We start from the raw sequence: 20,440 nt of genomic DNA on the forward strand, positions 1-20,440 counted from the left end.
TTTCGGTGAGGGCGAAACAATGCTTGCGGAATGTCAGGAGGAAGTGCGGAGCATGCCGCGATAGATACCGGGCCATGATCCGGGGATTTCGAGGATGTCGAGGCGCTTGCGGTAGAATTCGACAGGGCCCGGATCGCCGATAATGGCATAGGCATACCCGGCCTCGCGCAGGCCATAGAGCACGGCAAACAACAGCGCTTCGCCGACGCCCTTGCCGCGCTGGTCCTCCGCGACCCCAGTCGGCCCGAAAAAGCCCTTGGCAATCGCGTCGCCGCAGGCAAAGCCCAACATCTCGCCATCCTTGACCGCAATCCAGGTCGTGATCGGATGGCTGCCGAAGCCCGTTTCGCTTTCGGCGGCCCATTTCAAGCCAAAATGCTTTTCGATCCAGCCGAGCACCAGGCTGCGCTCCGGCGTCAGCGCCCGGCGTATCTCGATGCCATGCGCGCGCACTTTCGCGTCGTCATAGGCCGGCAGGTCGTAAAGACGGACCAGAAGATCAGACATGCTACGCGGCCTCCCCTGTCGATGGGTTCATGTCGATATGATGAAAGACGAAATGGCCGGGCGTAACCTCCACCGATTGCCCGACCGGCCTGCGAGATGCGTCGCGCACCGTCTCGGCATGCGTGGAGAATGATTGCCCCTGTTCGCCGCTACGGCCCGCGATCCTGACGGCCGGATCGGGCACGGCCGAGAGCAGCAGCCGCGTATAGGGATGCTGCGGATTGCGGATCACGCTGGCCGACGGGCCATATTCGACGATCTGACCGGCAAACATCACGGCCGTATCCTCGGCAATATAATGCGCCGTCGCGATATCGTGGGTGATGTAAAGGAAGCCGATGCCACGTTCGAGCTTCAGCCGGCGCATGAGGTCCAGCACGGAGCGGCGGATCGAGACGTCGAGCATGGATGTCGGCTCGTCCGCAACGATCAACCGTGCATCGACTGCAAGCGCGCGGGCGAGATTGACACGCTGGCGCTGTCCTCCCGAAAGCTCATGCGGATATTTATCGAGCGTCACGTTGGGATCGAGTTCGACATCGGCGAGCGTCTGACGCGCAGCCGCCTTCAACGCATCGCCCTTTAAGCCTTGATGCAAGATGAGAGGGCGGAAGAGGTGATGGCGGATCCTGTGTGCCGGATTGAGCGCCGCGAAGGGGTCCTGGAACACCATCTGCACCATGCGAAGGTAACTCATCTGGTCGGCTGCCGTGGTGAGGCCGCCGATATCCCGACCCGCAAACAGGATGTTGCCCGATGTCGGCTGGAAGAGCCGGGTGACTGCTCGTCCCACGGTCGATTTTCCGGACCCGGATTCGCCGACGATCGCCAGCGCCCTTCCCGCCTCCAGTTTCAAAGACACGTTCCGAAGCGCATCGACCCGCTTTTCCTGCCCGAACAACGGCTTCAGCAAGAAGGTTTTGCTGACGTTCTTGAGTTCGAGCAGCGGTGAGAAATTATCGTCCGTCATACCACCTCCATCGCGTGCCCGAGCCGCGGCATCGCCTCCCAAAGGCGACGCGTATACTCATGCCGGGGTGCGGCAACGATATCCGCGACGGGCGCAGTTTCGACGATTTCCCCCTTCAGCATGATGGCAATCCGATCGGCAAACTGTGCCATCAACGCCAGATCATGGGTGATGAAGAGGATGGAAAAGCCGAGCGTTTCCTTGAGCGTGACGATCTCCTGCAGGATCTCCCGCTGAACGACCACGTCAAGTGCAGTCGTCGGCTCATCCATGATCACGAGCTGCGGTTCGAGCGCGAGCGCGATGGCGAGCACGACACGCTGGCGCATGCCGCCGGACAATTGATGCGGATAGTCGTCAAGTCGGTCAGAGGAGATGGAGACGAGCCGCATCAGCGTCTCGGCGCGCGCCCGTGCCTCGTCCTTCCCCATTCCGTCGTGCCTGGACAGCACGTCCCTGAACTGCTCGAAGATCGTCAGCACCGGATTGAGAGAGCTCATGGCGCTCTGGAACACCATGGACGCCTTGCGCCAGCGCCACTGCTCCAGGGCGCGGGTGGAAAGCGCGAGCACATCGGTCCCGTCGATACGGATATCGCCCTTCGAGATGATCGCCGGCGGGCGATGCAGCCGCATCAGGGCGAAGGCTATGGTCGATTTTCCACAGCCGCTTTCGCCGGCAAGCCCCATCACTTCGCCGCGCTTTATGTCGAAATCCACACCCTTGACGGCGGTGAAGAGACCGTTTTGGGTCAGGAAATCCACCTGCAGCCCACGCACTTCCACGAGATTGGAGGAGAGGTTCATTTCAAGCCTCCTGTCCGTGTGCTACGGTCCGGGCGCGATCGAGCTTGCGCTGTTTTCTGACAGCCGCGTTGACTGTCCCGAGCGTGCGCAGCCGGGGATTGGAAATCTCGTCGACGGCAAAATTGATCAGCGAGAGACCGATGCCGATAACGGCGATCGCGGTTGCCGGCGCGAACACCTCCCACCAGGCGCCGACGCTCATCGCCGATGCGGTCTGGGCGTTATAGAGCATGGTGCCCCAGGAAACGGCGAGCGGATCGCCGAGCCCCAGAAACTCCAGCGTTGCCTCGGTGATGATCGTATAGATGACCGAGCCGATGAAATTGAAGCCGATGATCGAAAGCAGATTGGGCATGAGCTCGACGACGATCATCCGCCATTTCGGCTCGCCGATCAGCTCCGAGGCGAGGATGAAATCGCGTTGCCGGAGCGTCATGGTCTGCGCCCGCGTGACCCTTGCACCCCAGGCCCAGGAGGTCAGCCCGATGATAAGCACGATCACCAAGGGGCTCGCCTCGCCGACGAAAGCGGCGATGACGAGCAGCAAGGGCAATTGCGGAATGACGAGAGCGATATTGGTGATGAAGTTGATCGCCTCATCGATCCAGCCGCCGAAATAGCCGGCGGTGACGCCCAGGATCACGCCGATCACGGTGACGATCGAACCGGCCAGAAGCCCGATGAACAGCGACGTACGCGTGCCCCAGATCAACTGGGTGAAGACGTCGCGACCCATCCGGGTGGTGCCGAGGATGTGGTCCAATGAAGGCGCCTCATGCGGCCGGCCGACCCGTTTGATCGGCTCATGACCGGTCAGCACGGGAGCCAGCAAGGCGACAGCGACGTAAAGGAGGACGATGGCAAGGCCGATGAGCGCCTTGCGGTTGCTGAGAATGGGAAGGAGGGTCCTCTGCATGGATCAGGCCTTCCTCAATCTTGGGTCAAGCAGCACGTAGATGAGGTCCACAATGAGATTGGCCGAGAGCATGGCAAGCGTCATGATCAGCAACTGGCCCTGGATCAACGGATAGTCACGCGCGACGATGCCGAGATAGAGGAGATGGCCGAGACCCGGATAGTTGAACACCACCTCGGTCACCAGCGAGCCGCCCATCACGGCGCCGAGGGTGATGGCAAAAGCCGTCACGCTCGGAAGCAAGGCATTGCGCGCTGCGTAGTTGAACATCACGCGTCGATCGGAAAGGCCCTTGGCCATGCCCATGACGACATAATCCTCGCCGAGCTGGCCGATCATGTTGTTGCGCATGGTGACGAGATAGCCGCCGATATGAACGAAGGCGAGGGACACCACCGGCATGACGGCGTGGTAAAGCGCGCTGGAGAGAAAGCTCGGCGTCAGCCCGGGATCGAGTTGCGGGTCGAAGGCAAAACTCGTCGGAAACCAGGCGAGGATCAAACCAAAAACATAGAGCCCGGTCAGGGCCACCACGACCGCGGGGATGGACTGGAGCGCAAGCGCGCCGGGAGAAGCAATCGTATCGAGGACGCCGCCGCGCCGCCAGGCCGCGGAAACCCCGAGCCATGAACCCGTTGCGAAGGCGAGGACCGAGGCCGTGCCGGCGAGCGTCAGCGTCCAGGGAAGCGCATGACCGAGCACCTGCCCCACGGTCAGCGGATAGAATTTGATAGATGGCCCCAGATCCCAGGTGAAGACGCTTTTCATGTAGTCGAGAAACTGCAGATAAAGCGGCCCCGAGGCGAAGCCGAAGGTTTCGATCAAGGCGGCCTTGGCCTCGGGCGGCAGCGAGGAATTCATCTTGGCGAACATCACGTCCACCGGATTGCCCGGCATCAGCCGCGGTATGAAGAAATTTATCGTGGCCGCGGTGAAGAAGGCGGCAATATAGAAGATCACTCTTCGCAAGATGAAGGTCATCGGTTTGTCTCCGGCAGCGACCGAGCAGGGCGGATGTCCGCGATCAATTCGGTTCAGGCTGAGCGCCTGAACCGAATGCGTGCGTCCAAACAGAGAGGGAGAGTCGGACGCGCGATTACTGCGTGACTGGCCGCAATGCCAGAAGCTGCAGGAGCCGTTCCGGCACGCCGCCATAGACGACCGGGCGGGCGACCGGGTTGTCGGCGCTGAACCAACCGGTGAAGCGCTTGGTGTTGTATTCGTACCAGAGCGGGTTGTTGTAAACCGCAACGAAAGGCAGGTTCGCGCCGATAATGTCCTGGATCTTGTTCATGATCTCGACCTGCTTGCCGTGATCATTGGTGGTGTAGAATTCGTTCAGCAATGCATCGAGTTCTGGGTTGCTGTAGTGGGCCGACGCAAAGCGTGTCTTGCCCTTGTTGCTGGAGTTGAGCGCCTCGTCATACATGAACTGCGGCGTGATGCCGGTTCGGAAAGAGTTGATCGCCACGTCGTATTTGCCGGTGATCAGCGCATCGGTCCAGCCGGGGACATCCGGGGTTGCGAGCTTTGCCTGGATGCCGACCTCCGTCAGTCCTTCGATCGCAAGCTGGCAGGTGTTCACCCAGTCCGTCCAGCCATTCGGCACGATGATGTCGAAGCTGATCTTGCTGCCATCCGGATTTTCGACGAAGCCGTCGCCATCGACATCCTTGAAGCCGGCCTTCGCCAGCTCAGCCTTGGCGGCCTCGACATTATATTTCGAGAAGGCCCCGTATTTCTCATCCACCTTCGGATCATTCCAGGAATGGAAAGCCCGTCCGAGGCCGGAGGGATATTCGTTGAGCGTCGGATAGCCATAGCCGGCAATGTCGACCATCGCCTGGCGATCCAGCGCCATTGAGAAGGCGCGGCGGAAGGCGAGGTTGTTGAATGCCTCGTGATTGCCAGGATTCGTCGTTTCGAAATTCATGGTGAAGGCGACCATGGAACCGGCCGGGAACCAGTAGCCATGATGTTTGGGGTCCGTACCGACATAAGTCTTCTCAATGTCCGGAAGGAAGGAGCCGAACCAGTCGAGTTCGCCCTTGGCGGCAAGCGCGATCGTTTGATCATTGCCCGCGACCTGCGGGAAACGCATGCAATCGACCTTCAGCGTGGCGTTGTCCCAATAATTGGGGTTGCGGCACTGGACATATTCCTGCGGCGTGAAGCGGCGGATTTCTGTGAGCGGGCCGCTGCCGACCGGATTGGGATTGGTGAACGTGACCGGATCCTTGACGGACGCCCAGATATGTTCCGGAACGATGTAAATCTGCACGATCTTGAAGATCAGGCCGCTGTTCGGGCTTTTGTAGTTGATCTTCACCGTATGATCGTCAGGTGCCTCGATTCCATCGATCTGATCCCAGATCGCCTGCAGATCGAGCGCCTTGTGCTCCTTGATCAGATTGAATGTGAAGACCACGTCCTTCGCGGTAAACGGCTTGCCGTCAGACCACTTCGCGTTCCTGAGCTTGAAGGTGACGCTTTTCAGATCGTCCGAATAGGCAAAGGATTCCGCCAGCCGATAATTCGGTTCGCCATCCTTGAGCGCATTGAAGACAATCAGCGGCTCATACATGAAGTCTTCCACCGATGGCACGCGGGTCGTGGTGTTGAAAGGATTGAAATTCTCCACCCACGCCGTCGATTCGTCCGGCAGTGCAGTCAACGTCACCTCTGCACGCGCTGATGCCGGCACCATGACACTGGCAACCAGCGCGGCCTTCAAAATAGTCTTGATGTTCATTTCCGTTCCCCATTTATCACGGCGCAGGTTCTAGCCCGGCCCGGTTGGCAACGTCATATCAGCGCGAGGCGAACGGCAAAGTCACCCGACAATTCCGGCAGGAGTTGCGGCAAAATCGTCAAAACCGGAAATTCCGATCATATCGAAAAAACCCACTCCCCTTTTTCCGCAATTGTATAGATTGGCCGGAATTATCCGCCATGGGGAGAGCGGGAGGAGCGGGTGCCAGAGATGATGCGGAAATGCTGCCGATGCTGAGAGTGTTATCGCCATCCGGATTTCGCGGCCGCCTTCTGCTCATCCTTCTGGCGATCAGCCTCCTGCCGCTGCTGGCCACCGCCTCCGCCTTCTTCTACATCCTCAATCGCAGCGTCACGGCAGAAACCTTCGCGAAGCTCGCTTTCGTTCGCGACGCCAAGCGCAGCGAGATCGAACAATATCTGACCTTTGCCACAAGGCAGGCGGAAAGCCTCAGCCAGTCGAATGCCGTGCGCTATTCGATCGGCGATTTCTATGGCTTTGCCTATGCGTTCCGGAAGATCGACCCGTCCCCGGAGCGGGCGACCGCTATCCTGCATCAAATGTTCGGAATCGATCGCGATGGCGGCGGTGAAGCGCTGCTGCCGAAGGACAATGACGCCATGCTGCGCTCGGCGCTGGAATATGCCAACGCCCATCAGCAGTTTCACGATGATTTCGTCAGCTTCGTCACCACGTCCGAATTCGAGAACCTCTACCTCATCACGCCGGACCAGCGTGTCGTCTATTCGGTCGAGAAGGACCGCTATCTCGGTACGGACCTGAAGACGCTGGTTGCGGCGACGCCCCTCTCCCGCCTGTCGCGCGCCATGACGGAAGCGTCGCCGGACCAGACCATGTTGGTGGGCGATTTCACCACCGATCCGGTCACCGGCAAGTTCGCCGCCTACGTCGCCGTCCGCGTCGCCTTCTACAACAAGGTGCGCGGCATGGTCATCTTCCGCCTCGGTCCCAAAGGGCTCAACCGGATCGTTCAATCGCAGCAGGGCGGGACCAGCAGCCTCTATCTCCTCAATTCCGATAGTCTCTACATTTCGGCGCCGGAAGGCGGCAAACCGGGCATGCCCAGCAATTCCGCGGCTACCGGCGCCGACGGCGCGCCTTCTAGCGCAGCGCTCGTAGAGGATGGGCTTGGCGGCGTTCCTGCGCTCGCGGCAGGCACACAATTGCATTTTGGCGCCGTTCCCTGGAGCCTCGTTGCCGAAGTGCCGGACTCGGTCGCCTTCGCAAACAGCAATTCGCTTCGGCAAATCGTCATCACGCTGGCTCTGGTTCTGCTGCCAGTGCTCACCGCCCTGGTCTTCTATCTCTCCGGCACGATGACCCGGCCCGTGCAGCGCCTGACCGACGCGGCAGGCGCGATTGCCGATGGCAATCTCGATCACGCCATGCCGACAATCAAGAACCCGTCCGAACTCGGCAGGCTGACGGCGAGTTTCACGCGCATGCGCGATGCTGTCAGCGAGCAGCTCAACCTCATCAATCAGAAGAATGCCGAGCTGGAAAAGCATGTCGGCCTGATTGAGGAGAAGAACAAGGCGCTCGAAGAGGCGGACCGGATGAAGGATGCCTTCGTCGCCAACACGTCGCATGAACTGCGCACCCCGCTCAACGGCATCATCGGCATTTCCGAAACATTGGTGGCGGGCGTTGCCGGGGAATTGACGACAGCCCAGCGCAACCAGCTTCAGCTCATCAGCTTCAGCGCCCGGCGGCTTTCGCGCCTCGTGGACGATCTCCTCGATCTCTACCGCATCCGCCAGGGCCGCATGCGGCTCGACATCCATCCTGTGCACATTGCAACCAGCGTGAGCAGCGTGCTGAAAATGTGCGAACCGCTCTTGCGCGGCGAGCCGGTGGCCCTCGAGGTCGACATTCCCGAGGACATCCCCTTCGTGATGGCCGACCCCGTGCGCTTCGAGCAGATCCTCTATAATCTCCTCGGAAACGCCATCAAATATGCCGGCCAGAGCACGATCCGCGTCGTGACCACGCCAGCCGGGATGAATGTTGCGATCAGCGTCGAGGACACGGGCGTCGGCATTGCCAGCGATAGCCTCGAACGCATCTTCCAACCTTTGGAGCAGGCGGGTTTCGGGGATGGCACGCGGCCGCCTGCCGGCACCGGTCTGGGGCTGACGATCGCCCGTCAGCTCGCAACCTTCCTCAATGGCAAACTCACTGCTCATTCCGTGCTGGGCGAAGGATCGCGCTTCACGCTCGTCCTGCCCGCTGCGGCAGTCGAGCCGTCCTATGTCGATTATTTCGGCGAGGAACTCGATCAGAAACGGCTGCACGAGACGGTAGACATGATCGCTCGCAGCCAGATCGCCACCGATGCGCCGATGGCGCCCGGCGTACCGCTGATCCTTGTGGTCGACGACGAGCCGATCAACATCCAGGTGCTGCGCAATGTCCTGCAGCCGGTCGGCTATGTCGTGCGCGCGGTCGAAAACGGGGCGGATGCACTGGCTTTCATCGATCGACTGAAACCCGATCTGGTCGTGCTCGACGTGATGATGCCGGGCATGAGCGGGCTAGAAGTCGCCAAAGCCATCCGCGAGCGCTACGACTTGCTCGATGTGCCGATCATCATGGTGACGGCGCGCAGCCGGACGCGCGATGTGATCGCTGGCTTCGAACATGGCGCAAATGATTATGTCGTCAAACCCTTCGTCAAGGACGAGCTTTTGGCCCGCGTGGCGACGCTGCTGGAGGCTGCGCGTGCACGCGGCCAGCTCCGTGAGAATAGCTCGCTCAGGGCGGAAATCGAGCGGCGGGTCGAAGTCGAGGATGCGCTTCGGCTGTCGCAGCAACGTATGGCGAGGCTTCTCGATATTTTCGAGGTGGCAATTCTCTGCACCGATCGCCAGCACCGCATCATCTACACAAACCAGGCTGCCCTTGGCATGTTAAGCATGCCAATCATCGCGCATGAAACAGCGCTTTCATCGTTGACGGGCACCGAGCTCGCGGAACGCATGTATCAGGCCGTGAAGCGGGACGGAGAGTTTTACCTGTCAAGCGTTCGCCTCGGCGGCCACGCGTTTGCTCTCAACGTCTTCGAGTTCGACATCGGAACCGGCGGAGGGCTTGCTCTTGTTATTCAACCAGTCTCGGCAGTTTCGGCTGGCGACATGCCCCGCAGGGACCGAATGGTCCACCACGTATTGGGAGCGATCGACAGCGCCGGCGCCAACCTGGCCCTTTTGGCACCTGAGCCGGAACGCGCTGATACCTCACCCATCGAACCACAGGGCGAGCCCGAACAGCAACGCGCCTTTCGTTTGATCGTCATCGACGTCATGAAACAGAGCCTGGAGCTCTGGAAACGGATGACCGGCAAAGGCAAAATCGACTTCGCGGAGAGCAGCGGTATCTGGCGCGTGAACTTCGACCGCTCTTCGTTGCAGGCGCGAACGCTGGAAAAATATCTGCTGCTCGAAACCTTGCCGCTCCAACCCCGCTGGCGTGACGTTATACGCTCCGGCGAATTCGCACTGGCCTGCGCCATGAAAACCGGCTTCGATGCCGACCTCGGCGATCTCGTCGAGACGTTGCGCCGGGATCTCGATCAGTTGCGCGCCATGGTCCGCGATGGCCGCAATAATAGCTGACGGGACCAAGTACCTCGTCGAGGCGTCGATGAGAGTCTCATCGCCGTCTGCATCTTGAAAGGCCGGGCGCTTAACAACCGTCCAGATCTACCGTTAAGATTGCACCAGCAGTCTGCACTGCGACCGTCCGTTCGTTACAACATCACGATTATGCAAGGGAACCAACATGTCACCTGTTACCGTCTCCATTCTCGACAATCCATCGGACGACGATCGCCAGGCGATAGCTAATCCTCTGCTGGCGTTCAACGACGCGAAAACGGGCGACGACAGATATGAGCCGATAGGCATTATGCTGCGCGATGAGGCGGGCGAAGCCATCGGCGGGCTATGGGCGAAGCTCTATTACGATTGGCTATTTGTCGAATTGCTCTTCGTGCCGGAAAGTCTTCGGGGTGAAAAATTGGGATCCACACTCCTTACGCAAGCAGAGCAAATCGCCAGGGAGAAGGGTTGCGTCGGCGTCTGGCTGGATACGTTCAGTTTCCAGGCTCCGGGGTTCTACGAAAAGCAGGGGTATGAGCGCTTCGGCAGTCTGCAAGATTATCCAAGGGGCAAGGAACGCGTCTTTTTCCGAAAGGTCTTTTGAAGCATGGAAATACGAGACGCCATACCGGAGGATGCCGTGGCTGGCTGCATTGTTTTGAGGCGGTCAATTTCAGAGCTGTGCGAGGCGGACCACAAGAACGATCCGGCAATTCTGGCAGGTTGGCTCGGCAACAAGACGGTCGACAATTTTGTGGCTTGGATCAATCGATCCGACAGCTCGCTTCTCGTTGCTGTCGAGCACGGCGAAATTCTCGCGGTGGGCGCTGTGACAGATGCTGGAACCATCAGCTTGAACTACGTTTCCCCGGACGCCCGGTTTCGAGGGGTTAGTCGCGCCTTGCTCAGCGCTCTTGAAAAGAGAGCGGGCGAGCGCGGAAATACCCGGTGCAATTTGACCAGCACCGAAACCGCTCGTCAATTCTATCGGTCGAATGGGTATCTTGAAGTGGGTGCATCAAGCGGCGTTTTCGGAACGAATTCCGGTTATCCGATGACTAAGACACTAAAGTGAGAGCCTTGGCGCATCCACCAAAGCTAATTGCTGCCGTTGACGTTCCCGTCTTCTCAACGCCGCCGGCTGATAAAAATCATCAAAGCTAAAAGCAGAATAGCCGGAATGCCGATGAAGCTGAAGACGAACGGCCCCATCCAGATATCACCGTCTGGACCACTGCATTTTGGAATTGGGCAACCTGCCTGCGCCACCACAATCAAGATAAAGAACACAAAAACAATGAGGCTTGTGATAAGCGCCACAGCAGCCTTCATAAAATCCATGACTGTTTGCATGCTCAGGCTCTCTTTCGCCGACGGGTTTTCGAGGCGAACCTACTGTAGCAAAACGGAGCTTCGAAGCAGTTAATCTACTACCCCAATAGCAATGTTCGCTCGCTGTCCAAGATCATCGAAGCATGATCTGTTAGCGTTGCTGAGCGGGAATCTTTGGAACATGCCAGGCCGATATTTGTTCGACGTCGGCAAACAGAGAACATCCAAGGAGAAAATCATGTTCTTGAAAATCCTGGCAGTATCAGCTCTTTCCCTCGGCCTTGCAACGTCGGTACTGGCCCAACAGTCCGGCACCAGCGGTAGCGGATCCGGAGCGGGTTCTGGGACCTCGACACCTTCAGGCTCCGGATCTGACAACGGCATGAACAGCAACAAGGGCTCCGGTGCCAATACAACCAGCGGCACCAACAGCGGCGACGCGGCTGGCAACGGCGCCAGCAACGACAAAGGAAAGGCCAGCGACTGCAACGGAATGTCGACATCGAAGAACACGACAACGATGAAGCAGGACCAGGCAGCAAACCCCGCAACGTCGTCAAACTGCCCATAGCCGATGTAGGCAGTAGCTGATGTCTGCTGCCTCACATGCTTTCCGAAATCGAGATTGGGGTGTCCGGCGGCCGGATCGAAGACGACGTAATGAACGCCGCAGGACTTAACTGGCCTTTGACATCTCGCCGGGCCGCGATGCGACCTGAACATTGTTGCGACCGTTTCTCTTTGCGCTGTAGAGGGCGCCGTCAGCCGCCGCAACAATTTCCGCCGGCGCATCGCTGGCATGGCTTGCCACTGCGAGGCCAAAACTAGCGGTCAGTCGTAAAGACGTCCCCCCATGCGTCTCGATCGAAAGTTCCTGAATGGAACGCCTCAGGCTTTCTGCGCGCTCGACCGCCTGCTGCTGCGAACAGTCTTCCAGGACGATAACGAACTCCTCCCCGCCATATCGTGCGACGAGACTGTTGGCGTGCCAGGGCAAACTGCTCAGCACATCGGCGACGGCCGCGAGAGCCCTGTCGCCAACCAGGTGGCCGAATGTGTCATTGACGGATTTGAAGTGATCGACGTCGACCATAATAATCGAAAGATCAGGAGAGACGGTGGATCGCCGGCTCAAGGCCGATGTGAGATGGTTCTCGAAGGTCCGGCGGTTTGCCAGTCCGGTCAACGGATCCTGTTCCGCCAAGCCATGCAGAATGGCATTGGTGCGGTGCAGATCGTCTGAGACCTGTCCATAAGCCACGATCGCAGCATCGATCATTGCCAGTTCCGCGATGCGCGGAGCGCGCTTTAGACTGACGACCCGCTCGTTCTTTCCAATGCGCTCCAGATTATCGATCGCGGCCACAATAGGCGCCGTGAGGTGACGTCTTGCGGCGATCAGCAAGACGGTGGCGAAAAGGCTTGGAACGAGCAGGATCAAAATCCACCCGACCTGCATATGACCTGCGCTTCGCTGGATTTCGCTTGCGAGATCGTCGGCCACGACCGCAGCATCGCCGCTTAACTGTGCGGCCATCGCATCGATCGTGTGCATGGCGCGGTCATAGGATTGCGTCGTCAGCTTATCGACATCGTCGGCATCCGATGCGGCTGTGGCAGACGACGTCTCGCCCTCGCGCAGGTCGCGGGCCTGCTGACGAAGTTTTGCGATGATCTTGGTTTCATCGGCGATTTGCCGCGACCCTTCGATGAGACGGGCATTTTGATCGAACGAGAATCCCTGCGTGAGGGCCTGAATCTGCAATTGGATTTGCCGCTCCAATCTGCGATCTTTCGCCAGATAGATGGAGCGCAGGAGAGAGGAGAGACGTTCGATTTTTACCGCATTCCGCGTCTGTGTCAGGATGAGCGGGATTTGGGTATCACGGGTAAAGTTTGCTTGGGTCTCGATTCTATTCAGCAGGACGAGCGAAATCCCGGCGGCGATCAGCGAGTAGCTGACAACACCCAGGAGAACAAGCCGACCGACAAAGCTGAGCGAGAGCTGGCGCCTACTCGACCCTTTGATATCATCCATGCCAGTCGCTCAATAAATGCTGAAGGGGAAGTAGGCATCGTTGATGCGATCATAGACGCCATTGAGCTTGATTTGCTTCAAAGCGTCGTTCACCTTCTGAATGAGAGCTGCATTTCCCTTTTTTGCAGTGATATGCGCCGAGCTTTGGAGAAACTCGGTGGAAATCGGATCACCGACATAACCAAAGCGCGCGCCTTCCGGCGTCTGCAGGAAGCTGAGAAGCTCAATGGCATCGCCGATCAAAAGGTCAGCCTTATTATCCAGTAGCAGGTGTTGGGCCGCCGGCTGATCTTTCGCCAGCACGGCCTTGCTCGCACCATAGGCCTTCTGCAAATATTCAGCCTGAATGGTTCCCGTTGCCGCCGCGATGCGAACGCCAGTGAGGGCCGCCGGCGCGCTATCCTGGAACTTGTCCGAGTCGCCAATCAGCACCGAATGCGAACGGTAGTATGGCGCGGAGAACTCCATCTTCTGGGCTCGCTCGTCGGTAAAGGCCATGCTGGCGACGATAAGATCGTATTTATCGTCCGCCAAACCCTGAATGATCTCCGTCCACGGCACGGCGACGAGCGAACATTCGGTTTGCATCTGCCGGCAGAGCGCTTTGGCGATATCGACATCGAATCCGGCGAGCTGCCCGGACGTGTCCTTGAAGTTGAAGGGCGGATACGCACCTTCGGTGGCAATGCGAAGCTGATCGCCCGCCATTGCCAGGCCAAGGGAGCCTGCAAAGAATAAGGCAACGAGTAGAAGCCGAGCAATCATCTGTTTCCCCACCATAGTATTGTGAAGATATTAGGAGGAAACCGATAACAAAGAGTGATAGCGCCTGCTCAATTTCGATGCTTTCGCCGGCGAGTGCAACAAGGATGCTAATCCTCTCCCCATTGCTTTGGTAATATTGGTGATTGAGCGATATTCCGCATGATTGTCAGCTTATGACAGAACGCATGCAGGGGCGGAAAAGCTTCAGTTCGAACGATGGGATTGCCAATTCCACAGGAATACGGCTTGGAGTTGCCTTCTTCAAACGCCGTTTCACAAGGCCTTCGGTAGATAGCCGTCCAGCAGAAGTCTCTCGAACCGGCCACTCTCGCTTGCGGAGCGCATATCTTTGAACAGCCGCGAGATGAGGCGCGGACGCGATCCTGGCCTTTCGTCGATCAGTACGACCGACAACCGCTTTATCTCGATGGTGATCGTGCGCGCCTCGTCATGCCAACGAAAATTCGACGAATCCAGTGAATGAAATCCATTCTGCGCCGCCCATGCGGCTATCATGTCCGCGTTCATGAGTATCCTGTTTAGGGAGATTCGGGCGGACGCCCTCAGCCACTGTCCTGCCGATGCGAATCGCCTCTTATTCTGACGAATACCGCGACTGAATCGCTGGAATCCAGCGCAAACCGTTCAAGCCGCGAATTGCCCGCCGGGTGTTGCGAGAAAGACTCATACGATTGATAGACGATTGCGTTTCGACGAAAGGCGCTTTGTAATAAAACCCACCGCGATAGTTGTATCAGGGCGCAGGCGCATGGACCCCACACATTTGTTTGAACTTGTTATCGGAATGTTTGTGGCGATCATCGCGCTGCATTACGCCGCCCACAGGTTCGGGCTGCCGCCATCTGTGGCGCTGCTTGCCGGGGGCGCGTTGCTTGCCTTCCTGCCGGGTCTGCCCACAATTACGGTCGATCCTGGCCTGGTGCTCGTCATCTTTCTTCCGCCACTACTCATGGACGGAGCCTGGTTTATTGCGCTTCGTCCATTGCGCCGCCACTTGATCGGCATTGCCTCGCTCGCCATTGGCGCGGTGTTTTTTACATGCGCCGTCCTGGCCGTGGTGACCCATCTGCTGTTTCCATCGCTGCCCTGGGCCGCATGCGCGGCACTAGGCGCGATCGTTTCGCCACCGGACGCGATTTCCGCTCGCGCTATCCTGCAACGGGTAAAGTTGCCCCGGCGCCTGCAAATCCTGCTCGAAGGCGAAAGCCTGCTCAATGATGCCAGCGGCTTGGTGCTCTTCCGTTTCGCCGTCGCTGCCGGTGTCACCGGTGCTTTCAGCACAGTCGATGCGGCAGGAAGTTTTTTGCTTTTGGCGGCAGGCGGCGCCTTCGTCGGCATCGTCGTCGGAACGGTCTGGGTCCTGTTCGTGAAGCAATTGCACGATGAATATCTGATGATCGCCGCCACAACGCTATTGGCTTGGACCTCTTATCTGCTTGGCGAACAAATCCATGTTTCCGGCGTCATCGCAACGGTGACCACCGGCCTGATCGCGAGCTGGCACCAGCATACGGTTCTCTCGGCGTCGACACGCATGCGCGGCACGTCATTCTGGACGGTGATCATCTTTTTGATGGAAGCCGCGGTTTTCATCTTGATCGGATTGTCGCTGCGGGGCGTTGTCGAACGCGGGGGCGGCTTCGGCGTTGTCACTGCGACGATGGGATTGCCGATACTGGTCATCCTGATTGCACTCACCCTGGCGCGCTTCGGCTGGGTCTTCGGATCCGACCTTGTGATCAAACTTTGCAATGTTTTGGGGCTTGATCGACATACGCCGCTCGGCGTCCGGGGTGTAACCGTCCTAAGCTGGGCCGGCGTTCGTGGTGTCGTCACGTTGGCCCTGGCGCTGAGCGTGCCCGAGGGTTTTCCCGGCAGGGACTTCATCCTGGTCACGTCGTTCGCCGTCATTGTCGGAACTGTGCTTGTCCAAGGGACAACGCTTGGGCGCGTGATCACCTGGGCAAGGCTGAGCGAGCCGGAGTCAGAGAAGGCGCGCCTCACCATGAGCCAAGCCGAAGCTGCCATGGCCCAAGCGCAATTTGCGACCGTCAAAAGCCTGGCCTATGACAGTGAAGGGAAGCTCATTCATCCGCAATTGCTGGAGCGATATCAGCGCAGGGCTGTGGCAATTGTCGATTATGCAGCGCGCACGGAACAATATTCGCCTATGCTCCAGGCCCATTTCGATGTGGTTCTCGAAGCGGTTGCCACAGGGCGTCGCGAACTCATACGGCTTCATCGCGCCGGCGATATCGATGACGAGACGTTGCGCGAACTGGAGCGAGACCTGGATCTCGAGGAGCTAAGCGCGATCTCCGCAAAGTCATGACCGCGGGCGCTCCTGCTCTCGTCAGTGCCAGTCCTGGCTATGGGAACGGTGGGCGTCCGTGAGCCCGTTTCTGAAGAACCGGTCGTAATAGTCGATCTCGATGTGATGCGCCTGCAGCCAGACGCCCGGCACATGGATCGCATCGCAATGCGCGGGGAACCGGCCATGCGTCTCGTAAATATAGGTGCAGATGTCGCGCGCGCAGCCGATCACGTCGTCGTTGTAGACCGCAGCCTCCGCGAGATAGCGTTTGCCGTAATCGTCCTTGTAGATCTCAGCAAAGAGTGCCTGATCATTGAAGAGGCCGTTCTTGCCGAATTTCTCCTCCACGACGGCGGTAACGGCGTCGGCCATGCTGTCGTAGTAGGGCGGCGACATGCCCTTGATCAGGTGTTCCCCCTTGAAACGCAGTCCGATCGGATTGCTGCGCAAGTTGGCGTAACGTGGCAAGGGCACCTGCCAGCGCAGAATGTCCATCAGTCGCCAGCGTGGCGTGACGACGTCAAACCCCAGCAGGGGACCGTAAGTCTTCACAAATTTCGGATCGCCGACGAGGACGGGCGGGCTTATGGAGCCATGGATCCAGGCACCGAGCCCCATGGCATCGGCGGTCAGGAATATGTTCTGCAACAGCAGGTCGGCCTCGATCTGCGTCCGTAGCGAACCAATGACGCCCAGCGGGATCTTGATATCCTTGTTCAGAAAGCCCTTGTCCACCCAGCGCTTCACACCGGCGAGCCGATAGAAATTGCGGTCGTCGACGATTGCCGGCCGGGCGCCGTCCGGCTGGGTCAGAAGATACATCATGCCGTTGATATATTGCCGGGAGAGATCGACGACCGGCAGAAAGATCGTGGTGCCCGGCAGGTTCGACAGGAAGCGATTGGAATCGAGATAGGCGGGAAAGGCGCGCTTGCCGTCAGGAACATCGAGGCGGTGATCGAGAATGCGCACCTTTGCCTCTGCCGCCCGGGCGATCAGCCGTTCCGCCGTCAGCGCTTTTTCGCCGTCCGGCGGCGGCGGCAATTTGCGGATGAAATAGGTGCCGCTGTCGTTGATCATGAAGAAATGGGTGCCCTGAGCGTTGTCGGGGCTGCCGGCGGTGCGCCCCTCCATGACAAGGTTCGGCTTGGCCATGATCGGCTGATGCGTGGCCGGGTCCTCGAAAGGCCGGTCGGGCATGGTGAGCCCCGTCGAACCGGTGATGGCGATCAGCATCGCCTCTTCAAGCTCTGAAAGGGGTTCACGCGGCTGCTGGGACTCATAGCTCATCGTGCCGGCCAGCACCGAGCTTCCCTGGCTCACGCGATGGGTCCGCCGGCGCCATATCGTCTCGATGAGCGGCCTGCGGAACAGCGCGTCGAGACCGCGGTTGCCGGTCGAGGTTCTGGCCGCGACCGCATCTGTTGGCGAAAGATCATCTGCTCCGGGTCGGTCGGTCATGATGCCCTCTTTTCCAGATCCTGCTTTTCGCCGCCGAAAAGGACCGGCCGCCAGGGCACGAAGGCGCTGGCATTGCGCGGCAGCATCGACGCGAGATCCGGGCAATGCCGCAGGATCAAGCTCGTCATGCCGTTGTTGGCGATCCAGTCGATCCCGAAGGGCGAATAGACCTCCGGACGGAAATCCACCGTCAGGAAGCGATCGCTCTGCAGCCGGCGCGACGCCATGAGAATGAAGATGCGGAAAGCGGTGTCGCTGAAGCCGAAGCCGGCAGGCGGTGGTTCGGCAAAGAGGCCAACCACGGTGTCGACGCGGTCGATGTTGCCATAAATCTCCTTGAGCAGCCGCACGTCTTCCGGGTTGGTCGACAGTTCCTCCCAATGCTTGATCCGCGGCCGATGCAGACCGGCCCTGAAATCATTGTAGCGCGGCACGCCACGGCGTCGCGTCCGCACGAGGTCGACGACGGAAAGGTCGATGATCTCCTTGTCGCGCGTGAAGGCTTGAAGTGCGCGCGGGAAATTATGCAGCGTGATGGCGCCTGGATGCGCCGTTCCGAAGGAATAGAGCGTATTGCGAAGGCCATATTGCCGCATGATCTCGTCAGCGCCCGGGCCTTGTATGTCCATGAAGCTCTTTTCGGCGATCTTGGCGCCCGTCATGTGGTTATAGAAGCAGTAGTCGTCGGGCAGTAGCGGATGCATGCGGTAGACGGTGACGAAATCCTCGGTCAGCGAATAGGGCGTGCCATGATGATCCGGCATCGTCTTCGGAATGCCGGTAGAGGCATGCGCGTCGATTAGCCAGAGGCCGGCCTTCGTCAGCCAGTCATTGGCGGGCGGGCCGTTCCAGTTGCTGGAAAGGCCGACTTCAATCGCCTTGGTAGCAAGGATCGCCGGCGTCCATTCGACCGTGTGGATCTTGGCGATCAGCGCCGAGACGATCAGCCTGGCGGTCTGGTAGACGCGTTCGTCGTCCCAATTGCCATATTGGCGCCGAAGCTCGTCGCAGAGCAGATTGTGTTCACGCGCAAAAAGCGTGTGCATGGCGCTCAAGCCGAGCCACCAGCTCTCATTGAAGCCTGTCACTTCGAAGCCGTGGACATCGACCGGCAAGTGCCCGTTGACCAGGCGTATCTTCGGGCCCTCGCGCAGGTCCTTGGCCTTCTTGCTATCGGGACCGTAAACCTCCGATCCGTCCCACCAGTGCGAGGCGGCATTGCCGAAATAGATGGGCGGCTTGCCGTCATAGCCGCTGATCTCCATGTTGCCGGCAATTCGCATCACGTCTTCCGGCTTGCCGCCGACCTCACTGGTCCATTTCATGCCGGCGGGAAGACCGACGACGACGTCCTTTTCCCCCAGGGGATGGCGGGCATGGTTGACCCAATCATGGACCTGAAACTGGATCCACGCGGCGGCGAGGATGTTGAGCGAGCGCGCCGGAATGAACGAGTCGCGATGCAGCAGTTGCTGCGCAACCACCACCGGATTGGGCGTGTCGAACAGTTCGGGCGCAAAAGCCGGTGTCAGGTTGCGTCCGAAGGTCGAACCGATGGCGCCCATCTTCGGCGCCGATAGATCGTTGAACGTGCCGTCATAGGTTCGCATCTGCCGCTCGCCTTCGGCAATCGCCGGTAGTGGCGTCGGGCGGGCGACCGGCGGCGCCTCGAGGGGATCGGTTCCGATCAGGTTCTTTTCACGCAAGACATAGCGGAAAGCATCGAGATTGAGCAGGCTCAACCGCAGCGGCAGTCGGTGCCAGGCAATGTACCGGTTGATGACCAGAAAAGCGCTACGCGTAATGCTTCCCGCCAGCCGGTTGCGGAACGGCACCGGGCTTGTCCAACGGAAACTGTGGCGATAGGCGGAGCTGGCGTCGTAGACCACTTTGCGCGCCCGGTTTAGATTGCCGAGCGGCCTGAAGGCATCGGTCGTGTTCCAGGGGTTGAAAGCCAGTTCGTCGACAAGGCGCGCATTGGCGATGGTTTCGGCGTCACCGGTCTTCGGTTTGCTGACCTTGAGCTCTGCCACCTTGATCGGAGGCGAGGCCGTCTCCATCCATTCGATGGACGTGTCCTCGATGGGCGTCGACTTCCGATCGACGAAAAGCTGGAGACAGAGTTCATAGCGGATATCGCCCACCTCCAGCCGCCGTGCGAGTTCGGTGGAGAGATAGCTAGGATCCGTCTCGGAAGGGTCGGGGGCATGCGATGCGTTCGGTGCGGGACGGAAGAGATAGCGCACCGCCCGCCTTTCGCCCCAACAGATGGCACCGCGGCTCCAGAAGGTCTCGAGCGCCAGGCTGCGGATTTTCCGGTTGCGGCCTGTAGTGACGTTGCGGATCATCCGTATGGTTTCGGAGGGTCCGAAAGTCAGGGCGAGGCCGATCACGCCGAAGAGCCGGCTCAAGCCTCCGCCCGCCGTCGCCTTGGCGAAGGCGACGAACTGCCTGGCATCGCGTGCGTGGGAAACCGGAAAATTGGTCGCTAAGAGATCGTGGCTCTCCTGATCCGAGACATTGATCCGCACGGCCAAGCCTCGCAGGTCGGGCTTGTAGTCCGGCTGACCATAACCACTGGCATTGGACAGGCGCAGGATCGCCGGATAGCTCTTGCCAGGCTCGGCAAACCCAACCCTCAGATCTTCGGGCAAGTCATCGACGAATGTCAGCTCGGCGTCGATGGCCGCAAAGACCGCCTTGCTGTGAAACGCGCGCTGAATATCGGCGGCCTTGGCATAGCTGCGCGTCTTATATTGGACACGCATCATATCCTGAGCGAGGCGCTCGAACATCAAGCGCTCGGCTTCCACGCCCCCTTGATAGGATTCACTCCACTCCATTCTCGTTCGCCCTCCGTGAACGCATCGAACAATGGGCTTCCGGCACATCGCATCGATGGGAATGCATGGGATTG

At 59.3% G+C, this 20,440-nt stretch carries 17 protein-coding genes; 4 read left to right on the forward strand and 13 right to left on the reverse strand.

The annotated features are described in order from the left end of the window. Positions 1 to 33: 33 nt before the first annotated feature. From PH547_RS15715 to PH547_RS15740, 6 genes are all read right to left on the reverse strand, one after another. Positions 34 to 507 (reverse strand): GNAT family N-acetyltransferase, encoded by a 474-nt coding sequence (locus PH547_RS15715; protein WP_285168787.1) that lies wholly within the window; start codon positions 505 to 507, stop codon positions 34 to 36. Between the two features lies 1 nt (position 508). After that, a complete protein-coding gene (locus PH547_RS15720) occupies positions 509 to 1,477 on the reverse strand; it encodes an ABC transporter ATP-binding protein (RefSeq protein ID WP_260304765.1) in 969 nt (322 codons plus the stop codon). Continuing rightward, the gene (locus PH547_RS15725) at positions 1,474 to 2,283 is read right to left on the reverse strand and encodes an ABC transporter ATP-binding protein (protein WP_260304764.1); all 810 of its coding nucleotides are present in this window, start codon (positions 2,281 to 2,283) and stop codon (positions 1,474 to 1,476) included. Before PH547_RS15725 ends, PH547_RS15720 begins: the two co-directional genes overlap by 4 nt. Position 2,284: 1 nt before the next feature. Then, positions 2,285 to 3,199, reverse strand: coding sequence for an ABC transporter permease (locus PH547_RS15730; RefSeq protein ID WP_104826219.1), 915 nt, complete (start codon positions 3,197 to 3,199; stop codon positions 2,285 to 2,287). Positions 3,200 to 3,202: 3 nt separating this feature from the next. Further along, on the reverse strand, positions 3,203 to 4,180 hold the full coding sequence (locus PH547_RS15735) for an ABC transporter permease (protein WP_285168788.1): 978 nt from the start codon (positions 4,178 to 4,180) through the stop codon (positions 3,203 to 3,205). Between the two features lie 115 nt (positions 4,181 to 4,295). Further along, positions 4,296 to 5,951, reverse strand: coding sequence for an ABC transporter substrate-binding protein (locus PH547_RS15740; protein WP_260304762.1), 1,656 nt, complete (start codon positions 5,949 to 5,951; stop codon positions 4,296 to 4,298). Between the two features lie 251 nt (positions 5,952 to 6,202). Here PH547_RS15740 and PH547_RS15745 point away from each other — a divergent pair, with 251 nt between their 5' ends. The 3 genes from PH547_RS15745 to PH547_RS15755 all read left to right on the forward strand — a co-directional run bounded on the left by PH547_RS15745 (position 6,203) and on the right by PH547_RS15755 (position 10,667). Beyond that, positions 6,203 to 9,607 (forward strand): hybrid sensor histidine kinase/response regulator, encoded by a 3,405-nt coding sequence (locus tag PH547_RS15745; RefSeq protein ID WP_260304761.1) that lies wholly within the window; start codon positions 6,203 to 6,205, stop codon positions 9,605 to 9,607. A gap of 166 nt (positions 9,608 to 9,773) precedes the next feature. Further along, on the forward strand, positions 9,774 to 10,196 hold the full coding sequence (locus tag PH547_RS15750) for a GNAT family N-acetyltransferase (protein WP_285168789.1): 423 nt from the start codon (positions 9,774 to 9,776) through the stop codon (positions 10,194 to 10,196). Between the two features lie 36 nt (positions 10,197 to 10,232). Next, entirely contained in the window at positions 10,233 to 10,667 is a 435-nt protein-coding gene (locus PH547_RS15755; RefSeq protein WP_348632778.1) for a GNAT family N-acetyltransferase, read from the forward strand. Positions 10,668 to 10,720: 53 nt separating this feature from the next. Here PH547_RS15755 and PH547_RS15760 read toward each other — a convergent pair whose 3' ends face one another. From PH547_RS15760 to PH547_RS15780, 5 genes are all read right to left on the reverse strand, one after another. Then, the gene (locus PH547_RS15760) at positions 10,721 to 10,945 is read right to left on the reverse strand and encodes a hypothetical protein (protein WP_104826213.1); all 225 of its coding nucleotides are present in this window, start codon (positions 10,943 to 10,945) and stop codon (positions 10,721 to 10,723) included. A 69-nt stretch (positions 10,946 to 11,014) separates the two neighbouring features. Further along, positions 11,015 to 11,530 (reverse strand): hypothetical protein, encoded by a 516-nt coding sequence (locus PH547_RS15765; RefSeq protein WP_285168790.1) that lies wholly within the window; start codon positions 11,528 to 11,530, stop codon positions 11,015 to 11,017. Between the two features lie 70 nt (positions 11,531 to 11,600). Beyond that, positions 11,601 to 12,962, reverse strand: coding sequence for a GGDEF domain-containing protein (locus PH547_RS15770; protein ID WP_285168791.1), 1,362 nt, complete (start codon positions 12,960 to 12,962; stop codon positions 11,601 to 11,603). Between the two features lie 9 nt (positions 12,963 to 12,971). Beyond that, a complete protein-coding gene (locus PH547_RS15775) occupies positions 12,972 to 13,727 on the reverse strand; it encodes a transporter substrate-binding domain-containing protein (RefSeq protein WP_104826211.1) in 756 nt (251 codons plus the stop codon). Positions 13,728 to 14,000: 273 nt separating this feature from the next. After that, positions 14,001 to 14,255, reverse strand: coding sequence for a hypothetical protein (locus PH547_RS15780; RefSeq protein ID WP_104826210.1), 255 nt, complete (start codon positions 14,253 to 14,255; stop codon positions 14,001 to 14,003). 241 nt (positions 14,256 to 14,496) lie between these two features. Here PH547_RS15780 and PH547_RS15785 point away from each other — a divergent pair, with 241 nt between their 5' ends. Then, on the forward strand, positions 14,497 to 16,080 hold the full coding sequence (locus tag PH547_RS15785; protein ID WP_285168792.1) for a Na+/H+ antiporter: 1,584 nt from the start codon (positions 14,497 to 14,499) through the stop codon (positions 16,078 to 16,080). Positions 16,081 to 16,101: 21 nt separating this feature from the next. Here the strand turns inward: PH547_RS15785 and PH547_RS15790 are convergent, their stop codons facing one another. Both PH547_RS15790 and PH547_RS15795 read right to left on the reverse strand, forming a co-directional pair. Continuing rightward, a complete protein-coding gene (locus PH547_RS15790) occupies positions 16,102 to 17,523 on the reverse strand; it encodes a hypothetical protein (protein ID WP_260304755.1) in 1,422 nt (473 codons plus the stop codon). Continuing rightward, positions 17,520 to 20,366, reverse strand: a complete 2,847-nt coding sequence (locus PH547_RS15795) for a peroxidase family protein (RefSeq protein WP_260304754.1) — start codon at positions 20,364 to 20,366, stop codon at positions 17,520 to 17,522. The genes PH547_RS15790 and PH547_RS15795 overlap by 4 nt, the downstream gene beginning before the upstream one ends. Positions 20,367 to 20,440 lie beyond the last annotated feature (74 nt).

Source organism: Rhizobium cerradonense (genome assembly GCF_030182455.1).
Taxonomy (GTDB): Bacteria; Pseudomonadota; Alphaproteobacteria; order Rhizobiales; family Rhizobiaceae; genus Rhizobium.